At 70.6% G+C, this 14594-nt stretch carries 15 protein-coding genes; 12 read left to right on the forward strand and 3 right to left on the reverse strand.

Translation table 11 applies throughout. The annotated features are described in order from the left end of the window. Positions 1-16 precede the first annotated feature (16 nt). The 9 genes from AB0383_RS16770 to AB0383_RS16810 all read left to right on the forward strand — a co-directional run bounded on the left by AB0383_RS16770 (position 17) and on the right by AB0383_RS16810 (position 10803). Positions 17-1813 carry a thiamine pyrophosphate-requiring protein gene (locus AB0383_RS16770; RefSeq protein WP_366187757.1) on the forward strand — a complete coding sequence of 599 codons (1797 nt, stop codon included), beginning with the start codon at positions 17-19 and terminating at the stop codon, positions 1811-1813. Then, the gene (locus AB0383_RS16775; RefSeq protein ID WP_366187758.1) at positions 1810-2910 is read left to right on the forward strand and encodes an enolase C-terminal domain-like protein; all 1101 of its coding nucleotides are present in this window, start codon (positions 1810-1812) and stop codon (positions 2908-2910) included. Before AB0383_RS16770 ends, AB0383_RS16775 begins: the two co-directional genes overlap by 4 nt. A gap of 12 nt (positions 2911-2922) precedes the next feature. Further along, complete coding sequence (locus AB0383_RS16780; RefSeq protein WP_366187759.1) at positions 2923-5988, forward strand: FAD-binding and (Fe-S)-binding domain-containing protein; 3066 nt, start codon at positions 2923-2925, stop codon at positions 5986-5988. Next, positions 5985-6296 (forward strand): hypothetical protein, encoded by a 312-nt coding sequence (locus AB0383_RS16785; RefSeq protein WP_366187760.1) that lies wholly within the window; start codon positions 5985-5987, stop codon positions 6294-6296. Before AB0383_RS16780 ends, AB0383_RS16785 begins: the two co-directional genes overlap by 4 nt. 17 nt (positions 6297-6313) lie before the next feature. After that, positions 6314-7324 carry an SDR family oxidoreductase gene (locus AB0383_RS16790; protein WP_366187761.1) on the forward strand — a complete coding sequence of 337 codons (1011 nt, stop codon included), beginning with the start codon at positions 6314-6316 and terminating at the stop codon, positions 7322-7324. Continuing rightward, positions 7321-9066, forward strand: a complete 1746-nt coding sequence (locus tag AB0383_RS16795) for a glycoside hydrolase family 15 protein (protein ID WP_366187762.1) — start codon at positions 7321-7323, stop codon at positions 9064-9066. Before AB0383_RS16790 ends, AB0383_RS16795 begins: the two co-directional genes overlap by 4 nt. Before the next feature lie 205 nt (positions 9067-9271). Further along, positions 9272-9505 carry a DUF6766 family protein gene (locus AB0383_RS16800; protein ID WP_366187763.1) on the forward strand — a complete coding sequence of 78 codons (234 nt, stop codon included), beginning with the start codon at positions 9272-9274 and terminating at the stop codon, positions 9503-9505. 85 nt (positions 9506-9590) lie between these two features. After that, the gene (locus AB0383_RS16805; RefSeq protein ID WP_366187764.1) at positions 9591-9764 is read left to right on the forward strand and encodes a hypothetical protein; all 174 of its coding nucleotides are present in this window, start codon (positions 9591-9593) and stop codon (positions 9762-9764) included. A 634-nt stretch (positions 9765-10398) separates the two neighbouring features. Next, positions 10399-10803 carry a hypothetical protein gene (locus AB0383_RS16810; RefSeq protein WP_366187765.1) on the forward strand — a complete coding sequence of 135 codons (405 nt, stop codon included), beginning with the start codon at positions 10399-10401 and terminating at the stop codon, positions 10801-10803. Between the two features lie 229 nt (positions 10804-11032). Here the strand turns inward: AB0383_RS16810 and AB0383_RS16815 are convergent, their stop codons facing one another. Next, a complete protein-coding gene (locus AB0383_RS16815) occupies positions 11033-11254 on the reverse strand; it encodes a DUF2188 domain-containing protein (RefSeq protein ID WP_366187766.1) in 222 nt (73 codons plus the stop codon). Between the two features lie 294 nt (positions 11255-11548). Here AB0383_RS16815 and AB0383_RS16820 point away from each other — a divergent pair, with 294 nt between their 5' ends. The 3 genes from AB0383_RS16820 (at position 11549) to AB0383_RS16830 (ending at position 13260) form a co-directional block, all read left to right on the forward strand. Beyond that, positions 11549-11860: a hypothetical protein gene (locus AB0383_RS16820; protein WP_366187767.1), complete on the forward strand. Its 312-nt coding sequence runs from the start codon at positions 11549-11551 to the stop codon at positions 11858-11860. Next, positions 11857-12621: a hypothetical protein gene (locus AB0383_RS16825; protein WP_366187768.1), complete on the forward strand. Its 765-nt coding sequence runs from the start codon at positions 11857-11859 to the stop codon at positions 12619-12621. The genes AB0383_RS16820 and AB0383_RS16825 overlap by 4 nt, the downstream gene beginning before the upstream one ends. 387 nt (positions 12622-13008) lie before the next feature. Then, positions 13009-13260 (forward strand): hypothetical protein, encoded by a 252-nt coding sequence (locus AB0383_RS16830; protein WP_366187769.1) that lies wholly within the window; start codon positions 13009-13011, stop codon positions 13258-13260. A gap of 356 nt (positions 13261-13616) precedes the next feature. Here the strand turns inward: AB0383_RS16830 and AB0383_RS16835 are convergent, their stop codons facing one another. Both AB0383_RS16835 and AB0383_RS16840 read right to left on the reverse strand, forming a co-directional pair. After that, on the reverse strand, positions 13617-13847 hold the full coding sequence (locus AB0383_RS16835) for a hypothetical protein (RefSeq protein ID WP_366187770.1): 231 nt from the start codon (positions 13845-13847) through the stop codon (positions 13617-13619). Positions 13848-13859: 12 nt separating this feature from the next. After that, a complete protein-coding gene (locus AB0383_RS16840) occupies positions 13860-14159 on the reverse strand; it encodes a permease (RefSeq protein ID WP_366187893.1) in 300 nt (99 codons plus the stop codon). Between the last annotated feature and the right edge of the window lie 435 nt (positions 14160-14594).

Here is a 14594-nt window from a genome sequence, read left to right on the forward strand (position 1 = left end):
ACGACGAGGAGCTGTCATGACCCAGACCGTCGGCGACTACCTGCTGCAGCGGCTGCGCGAGTGGGGTGTCGAGCAGGTGTTCGCGTATCCGGGCGACGGGATCAACGGCATCGTCGCCTCGTTCGGGAAGGCGGACAACCGGCCACGGTTCGTGCAGGCGCGCCACGAGGAGATGGCGGCGTTCGAGGCCGTCGGGTACGCGAAGTTCAGCGGTAGGCCCGGCGTGTGCCTGGCGACATCCGGGCCGGGCGCGATCCACCTGCTCAACGGCCTCTACGACGCGAAACTCGACCACGTACCCGTGGTGGCGATCGTCGGGCAGACCGCCCGCAGCGCCATGGGCGGCAGCTACCAGCAGGAGGTCGACCTCCAAGCGCTCTACAAGGACGTCGCGAGCGAGTACCTCGTCGAGGTCAACGTGGCCGAGCAGCTGCCCAACGCACTGGACCGCGCGTTCCGCACCGCGATAGCGGGCCGCTGCCCCACCGCGCTCATCATCCCGGCCGACCTGCAGGAAGAGCCGTACTCGCCGCCGCAGCACGCGTTCAAGCAGGTGCCCTCCAGTCCGCCGAGCACGTCGTGGCCGCGGCCCGTGCCGCCGGAGGCCGACCTCGACGCCGCCGCCGAGGTGCTCAACGCCGGAGAGAAGGTCGCCATCCTGGTCGGCCAAGGCGCCCGTGGCGCCGCAGCCGAAGTGAGCCAGGTCGCGGAGGTCACCGGGGCCGGAGTCGCGAAAGCGCTGCTGGGCAAGGACGTCCTGCCCGACGACCTCCCGTGGGTCACCGGCGCCATCGGACTGCTCGGCACGCGCCCGAGCTACGAGCTCATGCGTGACTGCGACACCCTGCTGATCGTCGGTTCGAACTTTCCGTACTCGCAGTTCCTCCCCGACTTCGGCCAGGCGCGCGCCGTGCAGATCGACCTCGACGGCCGGTTCATCGGGATGCGCTACCCCACCGAGGTCAACCTCGTCGGCGACGCCGGCGCCACCCTCCGCGCACTGCTGCCCAGGCTGGCGAGCAGGGAAGACCGGTCGTGGCGGGAAAAGATCGAGAAGAACGTCGCGTCGTGGTGGGACACCGTCGATCGCGAAGCCGCCGTCGACGCCGAACCGGTCAACCCGATGACCATCGTCTCCGAGCTGTCGCGCCGCCTGCCGGACAACGCGATCGTCACCGCCGACTCCGGTTCCTCCACCAACTGGTACGCCCGCAACCTCCGCATCCGCGGCGACGTCCGCAGCTCCCTGTCGGGCACGCTCGCCACGATGGGACCGGGCGTGCCCTACGCCATCGGCGCCAAATTCGCGCACCCCGACCGGCCCGTGATCGCGCTCGTCGGCGACGGCGCCATGCAGATGAACGGCCTGGCCGAGCTCATCACCATCGCCCGCTACCGCCACCTGTGGAGCGACCCGCGCTGCGTGATCTGCGTGTTCCACAACAACGACCTCAACCAGGTCACCTGGGAGCTGAGGGCGATGGGCGGCGCCCCGAAGTTCGAGGAGTCGCAGAGCCTCCCGGACGTCGACTACGCCGGGTTCGCGCTGTCACTGGGGCTGACCGCAGTCACCGTCGACAAGCCCGGGCAGCTCGGGTCCGCGTGGGACACCGCGCTCACCGCGGACAAGCCCGCGGTGCTCGACGTCCGCTGCGACCCGGAAGTGCCGCCGATCCCGCCGCACGCCACGTTCGAACAGATGAAGTCCGCCACCGAGGCGGTGCTCAAGGGCGATCCTGACGCGATGCACCTCGTGGTGCAGGGCGTGAAGACCAAGGTGCAGGAGATCCTGCCTGGCCGGCGGGACAAGTGACGCGCGGCTCGCCGGCGGTCGACCGGATCACGGCCCGCGCCCACCGCGTGCCGACCGAGACGCCGGAGGCCGACGGCACGCTCGAGTGGGACAGCACCACCATCGTCGTGGTCCACGTTCACGCCGGCCCGGTGCGCGGCCTCGGCTGGACCTACGCCGACGCCGCGTGCGCGTCGCTGATCGAAAAGACTTTGGCGCCGGCCGTGCTCGGGGCGCCGGTGGGCGACGTCCCGGCGTGCTGGGCGGCGATGCAGCGCGCCATCCGCAACCTCGGCCGGCCGGGGCTCGTGTCGTGCGCCCTGTCCGCAGTGGACATCGCGCTCTGGGACGCGGCCGCGCGCTCGCTCGACGTGCCGGTGAGCCGTCTGCTCGGACGCGTGCACGAAGACGTCGCCGTGTACGGCAGCGGCGGGTTCACCAGCCTGAGCGACGACGAACTCGCCACCCGGCTCGAAGGGTGGGTGCACCGGCGGCGGATCCCGCGCGTGAAGATCAAGATCGGCGAAGCCTGGGGCACGCGCGTCGAAAGGGACCTGAAGCGGGTCGAGCTCGCGCGCTCCGTCGTCGGCGACGATGCGGCGCTCTACGTGGACGCCAACGGCGCGTATTCGCCCGGCCAGGCACGCCGGTTGCTGCAGCCGCTGCGCGACGCCGGCGTCGTCTGGTTCGAGGAGCCGGTGTCCAGCGACGACCTCGACGGGCTCGCGAGCCTGCGTTGCCCGGGTGGACCGGACATCGCCGCGGGCGAGTACGGCTACGACCTGCCCGCCTTCGCGCGGCTGATCCCGGTCGTCGACTGCCTGCAGGTGGACGTGACCCGCTGCGGTGGGTTCACCGAGTGGCGCCGCGCCGCGGCCTTGGCGGCCGCCGCCAACCGCGCCGTGTCCGCGCACTGCGCCCCGAACCTCTCGGCGCACGCCGCGGTGGCGACTCCGAACTTCCGCCACATCGAATGGTTCGCCGATCACGAGCGCCTCGAGAACCTGCTCTTCGACGGCTGCCTCGATCCGGCCGGCGGCCGGGTCAACCCATCCCCATCCGTCCCCGGCCTCGGGTTGACCTTCCGGGCCGACGTCGCGGCCGGGTACCCGGCCTAAGGAGGACCGACGATGACCCAGGTGGACCTGCCCGACCCGGTCGTGCGCCACCCGGCCACGCCCGACATCGACCGCGCGGCGCTGGACGAGGCGTTGCGTGCACGTGTACAGGGTGAAGTCCGGTTCGACGACGGCACCCGCGCCGCCTACTCGACCGACGCGTCGAACTTCCGGCAGGTGCCGCTCGGCGTCGTGGTGCCGCGCTCGCCGGACGACGCCGTCGACGCCCTCGAGGTCGCGCGAGAGTTCGGCGCCCCGGTGCTTTCGCGGGGCGGCGGCACCAGCCTCGCCGGGCAGTGCACGAACACCGCGATCGTGCTCGACTGGTCGAAGTACTGCACGAAGCTCGAGTCGGTCGACGAGGCCGCCCGCACGTGTGTGGTCCAGCCGGGGATCGTGCTCGACGAGCTCAACCGGCAGCTCGCCGGTACCGGCCTGCGGTTCGGGCCCGAACCGGCCACGCACATGAACTGCACCCTCGGCGGCATGATCGGCAACAACTCCTGCGGTGCCACCGCCCAGCGCACCGGCAAGGTCGTCGACAACATCAGCCGCCTCGAGGTCCTGCTCGCCGACGGCACGCGGTTCTGGTGCGGCAAGACCACCGACGAGGAGTACGCGGACATCGAGCGGCGCGGTGATCCGCGCGCCGCGATCTACCGGCAGCTGCGGCAGCTGCGTGACGAGTACGCCGACGAGGTCCGTCGCCGCTTCCCGGACATCCCCCGGCGCGTGTCGGGCTACAACCTCGATTCCCTGTTGCCGGAGCACGGCTTCGACGTCGCCGGGCTGCTCGTCGGGTCGGAGTCCACTTTGGTCACCGTGCTGCGCGCGGAGCTGAAACTGGTGCCGGTGCTGCCCGAACGGACGCTGGTCGTGCTCGGCTATCCCGACATCGCGAGCGCCGCCGACGCCGTGCCGAAGATCCTGCCGCACGAGCCGATCGCTCTGGAAGGCGTGGACCACAAGCTGATCCGCGACCAGCGGCTCAAGGACATGAATCCCCAGGCGCTGGGTGACATGCCGCAGGGCCGCGCGTTCCTCATGGTGCAGTTCGGCGGGCAGAGCAGTGACGAGGTCGAACGCCGCGCCCACAAGATGCTGGAGGCGCTGCACGACACCGAACACGAGGCCGACGTCGCCTTCCTCGACGACCCGGCCCGCGAAGACGAGCTGTGGCAGGTCCGCGAGGCCGGGCTCGGCGCGACCGCGCACGTGCCCGGCAAAGCCGACACCTTCGAGGGCTGGGAGGACTCCGCCGTCGCCCCCGAACGGCTGGGTGAATACCTGCGCAAGCTCACTGCGCTGTACGAGGAGTTCGGTTATGCCAGCGACACCGGGCCCAGCCTGTACGGCCACTTCGGCCAGGGCTGCGTGCACACCCGCATCCCGTTCGACCTCTACACCGCCGACGGCGTGGTCACCTACCGCCGGTTCATGCACCGCGCCGCCGCTCTCGTGGCCGAGCTCGGCGGGTCGTTCTCGGGCGAGCACGGCGACGGCCAATCACGGGGTGAACTCCTGCCGAAGATGTTCGGCGAAGAGCTCGTCACCGCCTTCGGCCGGCTCAAGGCGATCTTCGACCCGGCCGATCGGATGAACCCGGGCAAGGTCGTCGCGCCCTACTCGCTCGACGAGAACCTGCGTCTCGGCGGAACGTGGTCGCCGGCCGACCCGCAGGACCTGTACTTCCGCTTCCCCGAGGACGGGGGCTCGTTCGCCCAGGCGGCCAACCGTTGCGTCGGCGTCGGGCGGTGCCGGCAGCACGACACGTCCTCGGGCGACGTGATGTGCCCGTCCTACCAGGTCACCGGCGAGGAGGAACACTCCACGCGCGGCCGCGCACGCCTGCTCTTCGAGATGCTCCACGGCCACGGCGACAGCCCGATCGGCGACGGGTGGCGCTCGGCCGAGGTGAAGGACGCCCTGGACCTGTGCCTGGCGTGCAAGGGCTGCAAGACCGATTGCCCGGCCAATGTGGACATGGCCACTTACAAAGCGGAGTTCCTCGCCCACCACTACGAGGGCCGGCCGTGGCGACGGCCACGTTCGGACTTCACGATGGGCTGGCTGCCCGCGTTCGCCCAGGTGGTCGGGCGGCTGCGGGCCGGGAAGCCGGTCAACGCGCTCACCCGCACGCCCGGCCTCGCGCGGCTGGCGACGCTCGTGGCCGGCGTCGAGGACCGCGAGATCCCGGCGTTCGCCGGCGAAACCCTGCAGCAGTGGTTCGCCCGGCACCACCCGGCCGGCGACGGCGCGCGCGGCACCGTCCTGCTGTGGCCGGACTCGTTCACCAACCACTTCCACCCCGCTGTCGGCCGGGCCGCGGTTCACGTGCTGGAAGACGCCGGGTGGCGGGTGACCATGCCGGTGAAACCCGTGTGCTGCGGGCTCACCTGGATCTCCACCGGCCAGCTCGGCCTCGCGAAGCACATCCTGCAGCGGACCGTCCGCGAACTGGCGCCGCACGTGCGCGACGGTGGCCTCGTCGTCGGCATGGAACCCAGCTGCACCGCGGTGTTCCGCTCCGACGCGACCGAGCTGTTCCCGGGCGACCAGGACGCCCGGCGGCTGCGGAACCAGACCGTGACCCTGGCCGAGCTGCTCACCGAACACTCCCCCGGCTACCGCCCGCCGCGCGTCGACGCGAAAGCGCTCGCCCAGGTCCACTGCCACCAGCACGCGGTCCTGGGCTGGGACGCGGACCGGCGGCTGCTCGAGGCCGCGGGTGTCGACGCGGAACGCCTCGGCTCCGGCTGCTGCGGCCTGGCGGGCAACTTCGGCTTCGAGAAAGGACACCGCGAGGTCAGCGAGGCCTGTGCAGAGCGGGTGCTGCTCCCCCGGGTCCGCGACGCCGACGACGGCACGGTCGTGCTCGCCGACGGCTTCAGCTGCCGCACACAGTTGCACGAACTCGACAGCGGTGGCCGGGAAGGAACGCACCTGGCGGAGCTGCTCGCGTCGGGCCTCGGCCGGCCTCCGGAGCCGCCTCGGCGGCGCAAGCTCGCGGCCTTGGCCGCGACGGTCGCGCTGGGCGCGGCGGGAGCCGCGGTGGCCCGGCGGGTGAGGGCGCGATGAACCCGCGCGGACTGGCGGTCGCGCGAGCCGCGTGGGGCGGCGCGTTGCTCACCGTCGCGAGGGTCGCCGAGGAAGACGAAGTAGCGATGGTGCTCGTCGCGCTCGGCGTTCGGCACCTGGTGCAGGCGACGGTGACGCTGAAGTGGCCGCACAGCGCCGCCTCGCGGTGGGCGTGGCTCGTCGACGGCGCCCACAGCGTGAGCATGCTCGCGCTCGCCGGAGCCTCGAAGCGGTGGCGAACGCCCGCGATGACCAGCGCGGCGACCGCGGCGGCGTGGGCGCTCGTGTCCCGGACCACGAGCAAGTGACGGATCGGAGGAACCCCATGACCGGCAATCCTGTGGTGGTCGTGACCGGCGCCAGTGGCGGGATCGGGCGCGCGGTCGCCCGCGCGTTCGGCGCACGGGGCGCCGGCGTCGCGCTGCTGGCCCGCGGCCGGAAGGGACTGAGCGCCGCCGCCGAAGACATCCGGCGCGAAGGCGGCACTGCGCTGCCGCTCGAAGTGGACGTCGCCGACTTCGACCAGGTGGACGCCGCCGCCACGCGCGTCGAGCAGGAGCTGGGTCCGATCGACACGTGGGTCAACGTCGCGTTCACCTCGGTGTTCGCGCGGTTCTCCGACATCCGGCCCGAAGAGTTCCGCCGGGTCACCGAGGTCAGCTACCTCGGCTACGTGCACGGCACGATGGCCGCCCTCAACCGCATGAAACCACGCGGCCACGGCACCGTCGTGCAGGTCGGCTCGGCGCTCGCGTACCGCGGAATTCCGTTGCAGAGCGCCTATTGCGGTGCCAAGCACGCCATTCAGGGCTTCAACGAAGCCCTGCGCTGCGAACTGCTGGCCGAGCACAGCGGTGTGCACGTGACGATGGTGCAGATGCCCGCGGTCAACACCCCGCAGTTCTCCTGGGTGCTGTCCCGGCTGCCGCACCACGCGCAGCCCGTGCCGCCGATCTACCAGCCCGAGGTGGCCGCCGACGCGGTCCTCTACGCGGCCGATCACCCGCGCCGCCGTGAGTACTGGGTCGGTGGCAGCACGGTCGGCACCCTCCTCGCGAACGCCGTCGCGCCGGGGATCCTCGACTGGTACCTCGCGAAGACGGGGCTCAAATCGCAGCAGACCGGACAGCCGACGCCGGACGACCAGCCCGCCAACCTGTGGCAGCCGGCCGACGGCCCGCGCGGACACGACTTCGGCGCTCACGGCGAGTTCGACGACAAGGCCACGCCGCGCAGCGTGCAGCTCTGGGCCAGCCGGCACCACGGCCTGCTCGCCGCGGCGGGCGGTGCTCTCGCGGTGACGGCGGCCGGGCTGTGGCGATGGGCCCGGACGTGAGCGACTGGCGGGACTTCCCGCCCCACGTCCTGCGCGAGTACGCCTTGCTGGCCGACGGGGAACGGGGAGCGCTGTGCGGCCCCCGGGGCGACATCGCGTGGCTGTGCGCGCCCGGCTGGGCCGACAGCGCCGTGCTGTCCACGCTCGTCGGCGGCCGCGGCGTGTACTCCGTCAGCCCGGTGGAATCGAGCGTGTGGGGCGGGTACTACGAACCCGGCACCCTGATCTGGCGCAACCGCTGGGTCAGCGCCCGAACGGTCGTCGAATGCCGTGACGCGCTCGCCTATCCCGCCGACCCCCGCCGCGTCGTGCTCCTGCGACGTGTCGAAGCCGTGGAACGGGACGTCGCGATGCGCGTGCAACTGGACCTGCGCGACGGGTTCGGCGCTCGGTCGATGCGCGAGCTCTCCCGCGGCGACGACGGGGTGTGGACCGCACGCACCGGCGACCTGCGCATCCGCTGGCGCGGCGCCGGCGACGCGCGAGTCGACGACGAGGACCGGCTCCTCCTGGACCTCGACCTGCCGGGCGGGACCACCCACGACTTGGTCCTCGAGATCAGCCCCGATCCTCTGCCCGAGCCCCCCGGCGCGGACGAGTTGTGGACGGCGACCGAACACGCGTGGCACCAGGCGGTGCCGAGGCTCGACGACACCGTCGCCCCGCGCGACGCCCGGCACACGTACGCGGTGCTGCGCGGCCTGACCACGGCAGGCGGCGGCATGGTCGCCGCCGCCACGCTCGGCCTGCCCGAACGTGCCGAAGCCGGGCGCAACTACGACTACCGCTACGTGTGGCTGCGCGACCAGTGCTACGCCGGGCTCGCCGCCTCGGTCACCGAAGCGCACCCGCTGCTCGACGACGCCGTGGCGTTCACCTCGGCGCGGGTGCTGGAGCACGGGGACAAGCTGCTGCCCGCCTACCGCACCGACGGCCGGCCGCCGCCCGGGGAGACCCCCCTGCGCCTGCCGGGCTACCCCGGCGGAACCCCGATCACCGGCAACCACGTGCGCGGCCAGTTCCAGCTCGACACCCTCGGCGAACTGCTCCAGCTCTACGCGGCCGCCGCCCGGCACGACCGGCTCACCCCCGACGCCGAACACGCCGCCCACCTCTGCGTCGACCTCATCGTCCGCCGCTGGGACGAACCCGACGCCGGCGTGTGGGAACTGCAGGACGAGTGGTGGAGCCACTCCCGCCTCGCCTGCGTCGCCGGCCTCCGAGCCCTCGCCGCGCAGCGCTCCGCCGCCCCCGCGGCGGAGCTGTCCGGCCTCGCCGACAAGCTGCTCGCCGAAACGGCGCGCCGGTGCATCGACGACCGTGGCGCCTGGCAGCGCGCGCCAGGACTGCGCGGGACCGACGCCGCCCTGCTCCTGCCGCCGGTTCGCGGCGCCTTGCCCGCCGCCGATCCACGCACCCTCGCCACCCTCGACGCCGTCCGCACCGACCTGTGCCAGGACGGCTACGTCTACCGCTTCGCCCCCGACGACCAGCCCCTCGGCGAAGCCGAAGGAGCATTCCTGCTGTGCGGCTTCGTCATGGCGCTGGCCGCGTGGCACCAAGGCGACCGCGTCGGCGCGTTCCGGCGGTTCGAACGCACGCGCGCCGCCTGCGGGCCGCCGGGCCTGCTGGCCGAGGAGTACGACGTCCGCCAGCGCCAGCTGCGCGGGAACCTGCCGCAGGCGTTCGTCCACGCCCTTCTCCTGGAAACCGCGCACCGCCTCGCCGGCGACCCGCCCTGACCCGCAACCACTTCTGCGCGCGGCATCACGAGTGCGTGCCTTTCGTCCGGATGAGGACGGTCCGGAGTGGACCCGCACCTGACCGGGTATCCCGTCGCGATGAGGCTGATCTTCGTCCGGCGGGGTCGTCGCGCCGGCGGCGCTTTCCTACGGCTCGGCCGGCGACACGGCCGTCTGCGAAGCCGCGCATCGGTTTGTCGACTCGGTGACAACCGGTGAGCCGGCACAACGCCGGGCAGCCGAGCGACTTCGCCGATCCGTCTCCTGGGCCGAGCACCTCGGTTCGGCCGGCTTCTGGAACCGCACCCTGCGGAACGGGCAGCCGGAGTTCCTGGCGATCGGCTCCATGGCCCTCCGCAGCGTCTACTTGCGACAGCGTGGCTCCCCGGAGGCCACACCGGTCGGCGCGCCGCACCAGGCCGCGGACGAAACCGGCTGAAACCCCGGGATACCACGTATATCGCCGACGGGCGCGGGTACGCGGGAAGCAGACCACGTCCAGCCGACCTCGAGGAGTGGCCGTGATGTGCCCGGCGAGCGTCCCGCAGAACCGCTCGGCGTCAGCACGCTGGGACGGCGTGACCTTCGGGGACCGCACGACCCGCTCCGCGCGGCCCACGATGGTCATGATCGCGACCTGCCGGGCGTATCGGCGCCGCCACCTGTACGCGCGCGCCGCGCACGCGTTGCCGCAGTAACGCCTCCGCGACGAGGCGCCCCGCGGCAACGGGGTCTGGCAGGCGGCACAGCTCCGCCGGCGACGCGCGCCCATGCCCTCCAGGGTCACCCCGCGACCGCCGGCGCCACAACCCGGGGGAACGCAAAAAATCAGCGAGGTGAGCGCACTGACCCGTGGACCCCGAAACTTTTGCTGCGCCCGCCTTGCGGCACGACGTGCCGCCGGAGCTGTCGAGCCGACCCACGAAAGGCCACTACAACACCGACATCCACCGCGGGTGGTGTCCCCTACTCCGGCACCCAGACCGCCTACACGAAGGACGGCACCGAGACCAAGCTGAAGAACGCCGTCTGCGCGGGCACCATCACGCTGTCCGCCGCCCGATCGGCGATCAAGACCAACTGGACCACTGCCCTGCAGGTCACCGGCATCGGCTGAGCCATCGAGCGCTGTGGCACGCCGTCACCGCCGGCGCGGCTCGCACGACGGCGGTGACGACCGGTTCCCGTGCGGACTGGTGAGGTCGCGTATTCGCCTGTCGCGAGTTCGTCGTGGGGATGACGGTGTGTGGTTGTCGGTGGTGTGTCGGTCCCCGGGTAGCTCCGGCACACCTCGCTGTCGAGGATGGGGCCCACAGGCGGCAAAATGCGGCGATGAGCGCACTGCAGGATGCCGTTTGGGTCGTGGGTTTGGTTGGCGGTGGCGGACTGGCCAGCTGGGCTGGCCGGGGCATTGCGAAGGTCGGCTCGTATCGGGAACGACGCCGAGCTCGTAAGCTGCGGTGCTGGTCCGGCTACATCGACCAGGGGATGATCTCCAGCTGGTACGTGCGGCTGGTCGAGGAACCCACTACGCCGACTGCCCGCGTGGTCCTGGAGGTTTGCCAGGGAGGCCCGGACGGCAAGCCAGACTTGGTGAACGCGCACACGATGCGCCAGCGGATCAAAGCAGACAAGATGCTGGCGCGGGTGCCCACGACGAGCGAGTACGAATTCCTGGCCGACCTGCACAAGCAGCGCGGCTACGGCCGCGACCCGGACGCCCAGCCGATTCACTGAACCTAGCGCCGCTTGTTGCGCTCGGCGGGGGCCGGCCGGGTTTTGGCCTGGCCAACAGGGATCGGTCTCCGGCTCACCACGTGATCCCCGGCTGCATAGCGGTCCCAGGGGATGCCGGCCAGCTTGGCGACCTGGGCGAGGTGGTGGTCGGTGAAGCCGAGCATCGCGCGGCGCCGGGCAATGGCACCGCGTCCGCAGCGCTGACCCGCGCTTGCCCGGCGCCGGCGGGTCAGCCGGGAATGGAGCGGGGGTCGTGGCCGTAGGTGTTGCGTTCACCGATCCGCCCGTCCTGGTTGCGGATGAAGTGCTCGACCTTGCGCTCGCGGGCCATGTCGCGGCCCTTGCTCGCGGCGTCTTTCTTGGTGGCGTGGCTGTTCGCGGCCCGGCTGCTGCCCTCGACCTTGTTTTTCCACTGCCCGTCTTCGAAGTAGGTTTCGATGTCGCCCTTCACCGCACTCGTCTCCTTCCCAACCCAGGGCACCACCGTGCCCCTTCTCCGGGGGATACCCGGCATGATCAGCTGAAACACCTGATCGTCACTGGACGGTTCAGTGAGCCGAGTCCTCAGATGTAGAACGCTGCTCCACGATGGGTCTGCCGCAGCGAGCGTGCCGTCGGCGGTACCCGCACGCCGACGCCACAAAACCACACTTGAGAGCCTCTGACCTGCACTGTTCCTCTCAGCACGGTGTCGTCTTCGGGGTTAGGCTCCCGTCAGATGCCAGGTTCGAGCCGGGGAGGTCTGGTGGCAAAACGCACGTCGGATGACCGGTCGCTGGTGCCGGGCTACGTCGAGCCCATGCTGGCCTCTCCGTACGGCGGCCGGCTGCGCGACGACCCGAAGTACGCCTACGAATTCAAGTGGGATGGCTACCGCGCGATCATGCGGGTCGCCGCCGACGGCACGACGGTGTTGACCAGCCGCAACAACAACGACTTCACCGGCCGCTTCCCCGAGTTCGCCGGCGCCCTGGCTGACACGCTCGGCGGGCGGCGCGCGGTGCTCCGGGCGAGGTCGACGCGTCGGCGCTGCCCAACAGCTATCCCCACAACGTGACCCTTGCGCGAGGCGGCAGCGTTGTCGTGATCCACGCCGAGCTGGGTGGCTGCAAACACGTCACGGCGACCGCCGGAAAACAGACCGCGCAACAGGTGGTCGGGCTGATCACCGTGACGACCGCGCCTTCCGGGCAGCTGTGCGCGCCGTACGTGCGCGAACTGTCGCTGACAGAACCGCTCGGCGGCCGGAAGCTGGTGCTGCGTCCTGGTCATGATCTCGTGCAACGCGTACGGCATGCGTTCCGTCTTAGAAGCATGCGGTACTTGACGAAGTTAGTCGGCGCAGTCTCGGCCCTCGTCGCGGTGATGGCCTGTGGCGGCCCGACGACCCAAACCCCACCTGGTTCGGGCGGCGTCTCCGGGGCGCCGAGCGGTACCGTCTCGACCTCGCCGCCCTCGGCGTCTTCGCCATCAGCCAGCCCGCCTGGCGACTCGCGATACGACGTACCCGCCGACAGCACGCCAGTGCCCGCGGGGCAGGTCGACGCGACCGCCCTGCCACCCAGGTTCCCAGCCGAGGCGTACATCACCAACGGAGGCACCGTCCTCTACGTCCGCGCGATAGAGGGCGGTTGCCAGCACGCCCTCGCGGAGGTGACACAGCAGAACGCACAGCACGTGGTCGTGGACCTCAGCCAGACCAAGGTCCCACCCGGCCAACTGTGCACGAAGGATCTGCGATACCCGTACATCTCCGTGACGCTCGCCGCACCGCTTGGCGATCGCACCGTGGTACTGACTCAGTCACCGCCTCGGTGACCAGGTCCACGGCCCCTCAGCAACACAGCCTTGGCAGACTCAGCGGCGAAACAGTGAGCTGACGATGGCATCGCGACCGTTAGTTCAGCCGGTCAGTAGTGAGCACGTCCCATCACCGCGAGACCGCGCGTCATGGCGACGATGAGGCGGGCTGATTCAAGACGGCTTCGGCACCGATGAGGAGGCGAGCGGCGTGCTCGCCGAAGGCGCGTAGGAAGATTATCTCTTTGCCGCCGCAAGTGTGGGCCGGGGAGCCACGCGTGACGCCGGTGATCGTAACCAGGCCAACCATCATCGCGGCGCGGAAGCTCGTTCGGTGACGACGTCGAGCACGCGCTCGTCGAACTGGTGCGCCCGACCATGAGGCCCGCAGCTGTGCTCACTGTCGTGGCCGAAGAGGCGGCGATGAAGCCATCAGCGGTGAAGAAGTTGACCTGGTCACGAAAAGCAGCGCCGGCGGACATCCGCAGCGTTGGCGTGAAGTACAGCAAACACGATGATCTGGCAGCCTCCGAAACCTCGCTGTTGCGCCCGGCGAGGCCCCCTCATCAACGCAAACCACTGCGCCGTGCGTGCTCGTCGGCCAGCGCGATCGCCAGCTGCACGGCAGGGGTGGGATGGAATGGCGTGGGATCGTGAACACCTTGAACACAGCGCGTCGCGTCGCGCAATGAATACCGGTGAAATCCGTTCGCACCGGAGTCGCCGAGAATGCCTTCGCGCCCTGGCCGAGCACGTCGTCGAGGGAGTCGGGCTGTGCTTCGAGCGACTTCTGCTTGAGTGCGGCGAGTCCCAGCTCGCCCGGGCCGTGCTGGGTATCGGCGAACCTGCTGCCTCCGTAACGCGGCCGGCACGGCCTTTGAGTTGGTCGGCCGTGTGCAGCTCAGTTCACCGCGACAGGCGGCAACCATTCACCACCCGACAGCTTGATCGACCTGAACACAAACCTCAGTCCCGGTGTTCACGGCCAGTCGAGACCTCCGGTGACCCGCCCATCATGCGGAGCATGTCGCGGCCCCGGTGCGGAGAAATCGGACGACCAGGGTGGCCGCGAGGAGGAGGAAGACGAGGTTGAGCCAGGTGGTGTAGTTCCAGGAAATGCCTTCGCTCACGACTGCCGCGGACCGCTGTGGGGGGATCAGCCCGGCGACGCCGAAGAGCAGTTCCACCAGGTATCCGGCGCCGACTGTGGCCAGGTAGAACGTGCCGAGCAGCAGGAGCGCCATCCGGGTGCCGTATCACTTCCGGTAGATGTTCAGGATCGGCAGGATCAGCAGGTCGGCGAAGAGGAAGGCGACAATGCCGCCGAAGCTGATCCCGCCGTTCCACAGCACCGCGGCGAGTGGCACGTTGCCAATCGAACAGACGAAGGACAGGATCGCGACAAACGGGCCGACGATCGGCCCCCGCAGCGCGGAGACCAGCGGATGGTCGGTGAAGAAGAAGGCCTGCCAGAACGAATCGGGCACCCACGCCCCGATCGCTCCGGCGATCAGCAGGCCGATCACCAGGTCGCGCAGGATCGCGGCCCACTCCATGACGAACACGTGCGACACCGAGGTGAACCCGCGAGGTGAGAACAGGCGTCGCCAGAATGAACCTTCGCCCCCGATACCGACATGTCCATCGCGGCGTGGCCCTCCATCGACCCAGCCAGGCCGCGATCGGCTTGCTCGCGAGCCTTGGCGACAAGCCGGTCGCGGACGAAGATCCGGAACAGCAGGGCGAGCAGGGCGATCATGACTGGGCCGCCGACGAACTCCGCGGCGGTGAACTGCCGGCCCATCAGCTTCGATACGGCGAGGGGGTACCCAGTGTCGGCGAGGATAACCGGCACAGCCGCCGTCGGCACACCGATCGCAGAGCTCGGCGCAGTGACGGGCACGCGGTCACGCGGGGCATCATTCCCGGAGCCGAGCCGTGGCTAGGGCTCCGACACGCGAGAACCCACCGACGCAGCTGCGATGGCCGCT

The organism is Amycolatopsis sp. NPDC051373 (assembly GCF_040689465.1).
Taxonomy (GTDB): domain Bacteria; phylum Actinomycetota; class Actinomycetes; order Mycobacteriales; family Pseudonocardiaceae; genus Amycolatopsis.

What these genes read in the sequence shown, in the direction of transcription:
- AB0383_RS16770 (WP_366187757.1), top strand. Translation starts at nt 17, where the DNA reads ATGACCCAGACCGTCGGCGACTACCTGCTGCAGCGGCTGCGCGAGTGG.
- AB0383_RS16780 (WP_366187759.1), top strand. Translation starts at nt 2,923, where the DNA reads ATGACCCAGGTGGACCTGCCCGACCCGGTCGTGCGCCACCCGGCCACG.
- AB0383_RS16785 (WP_366187760.1), top strand. Translation starts at nt 5,985, where the DNA reads ATGAACCCGCGCGGACTGGCGGTCGCGCGAGCCGCGTGGGGCGGCGCG.
- AB0383_RS16790 (WP_366187761.1), top strand. Translation starts at nt 6,314, where the DNA reads ATGACCGGCAATCCTGTGGTGGTCGTGACCGGCGCCAGTGGCGGGATC.
- AB0383_RS16805 (WP_366187764.1), top strand. Translation starts at nt 9,591, where the DNA reads ATGTGCCCGGCGAGCGTCCCGCAGAACCGCTCGGCGTCAGCACGCTGG.
- AB0383_RS16810 (WP_366187765.1), top strand. Translation starts at nt 10,399, where the DNA reads ATGAGCGCACTGCAGGATGCCGTTTGGGTCGTGGGTTTGGTTGGCGGT.
- AB0383_RS16835 (WP_366187770.1), bottom strand. Translation starts at nt 13,847, where the DNA reads ATGGCGCTCCTGCTGCTCGGCACGTTCTACCTGGCCACAGTCGGCGCC.
- AB0383_RS16840 (WP_366187893.1), bottom strand. Translation starts at nt 14,159, where the DNA reads ATGGAGTGGGCCGCGATCCTGCGCGACCTGGTGATCGGCCTGCTGATC.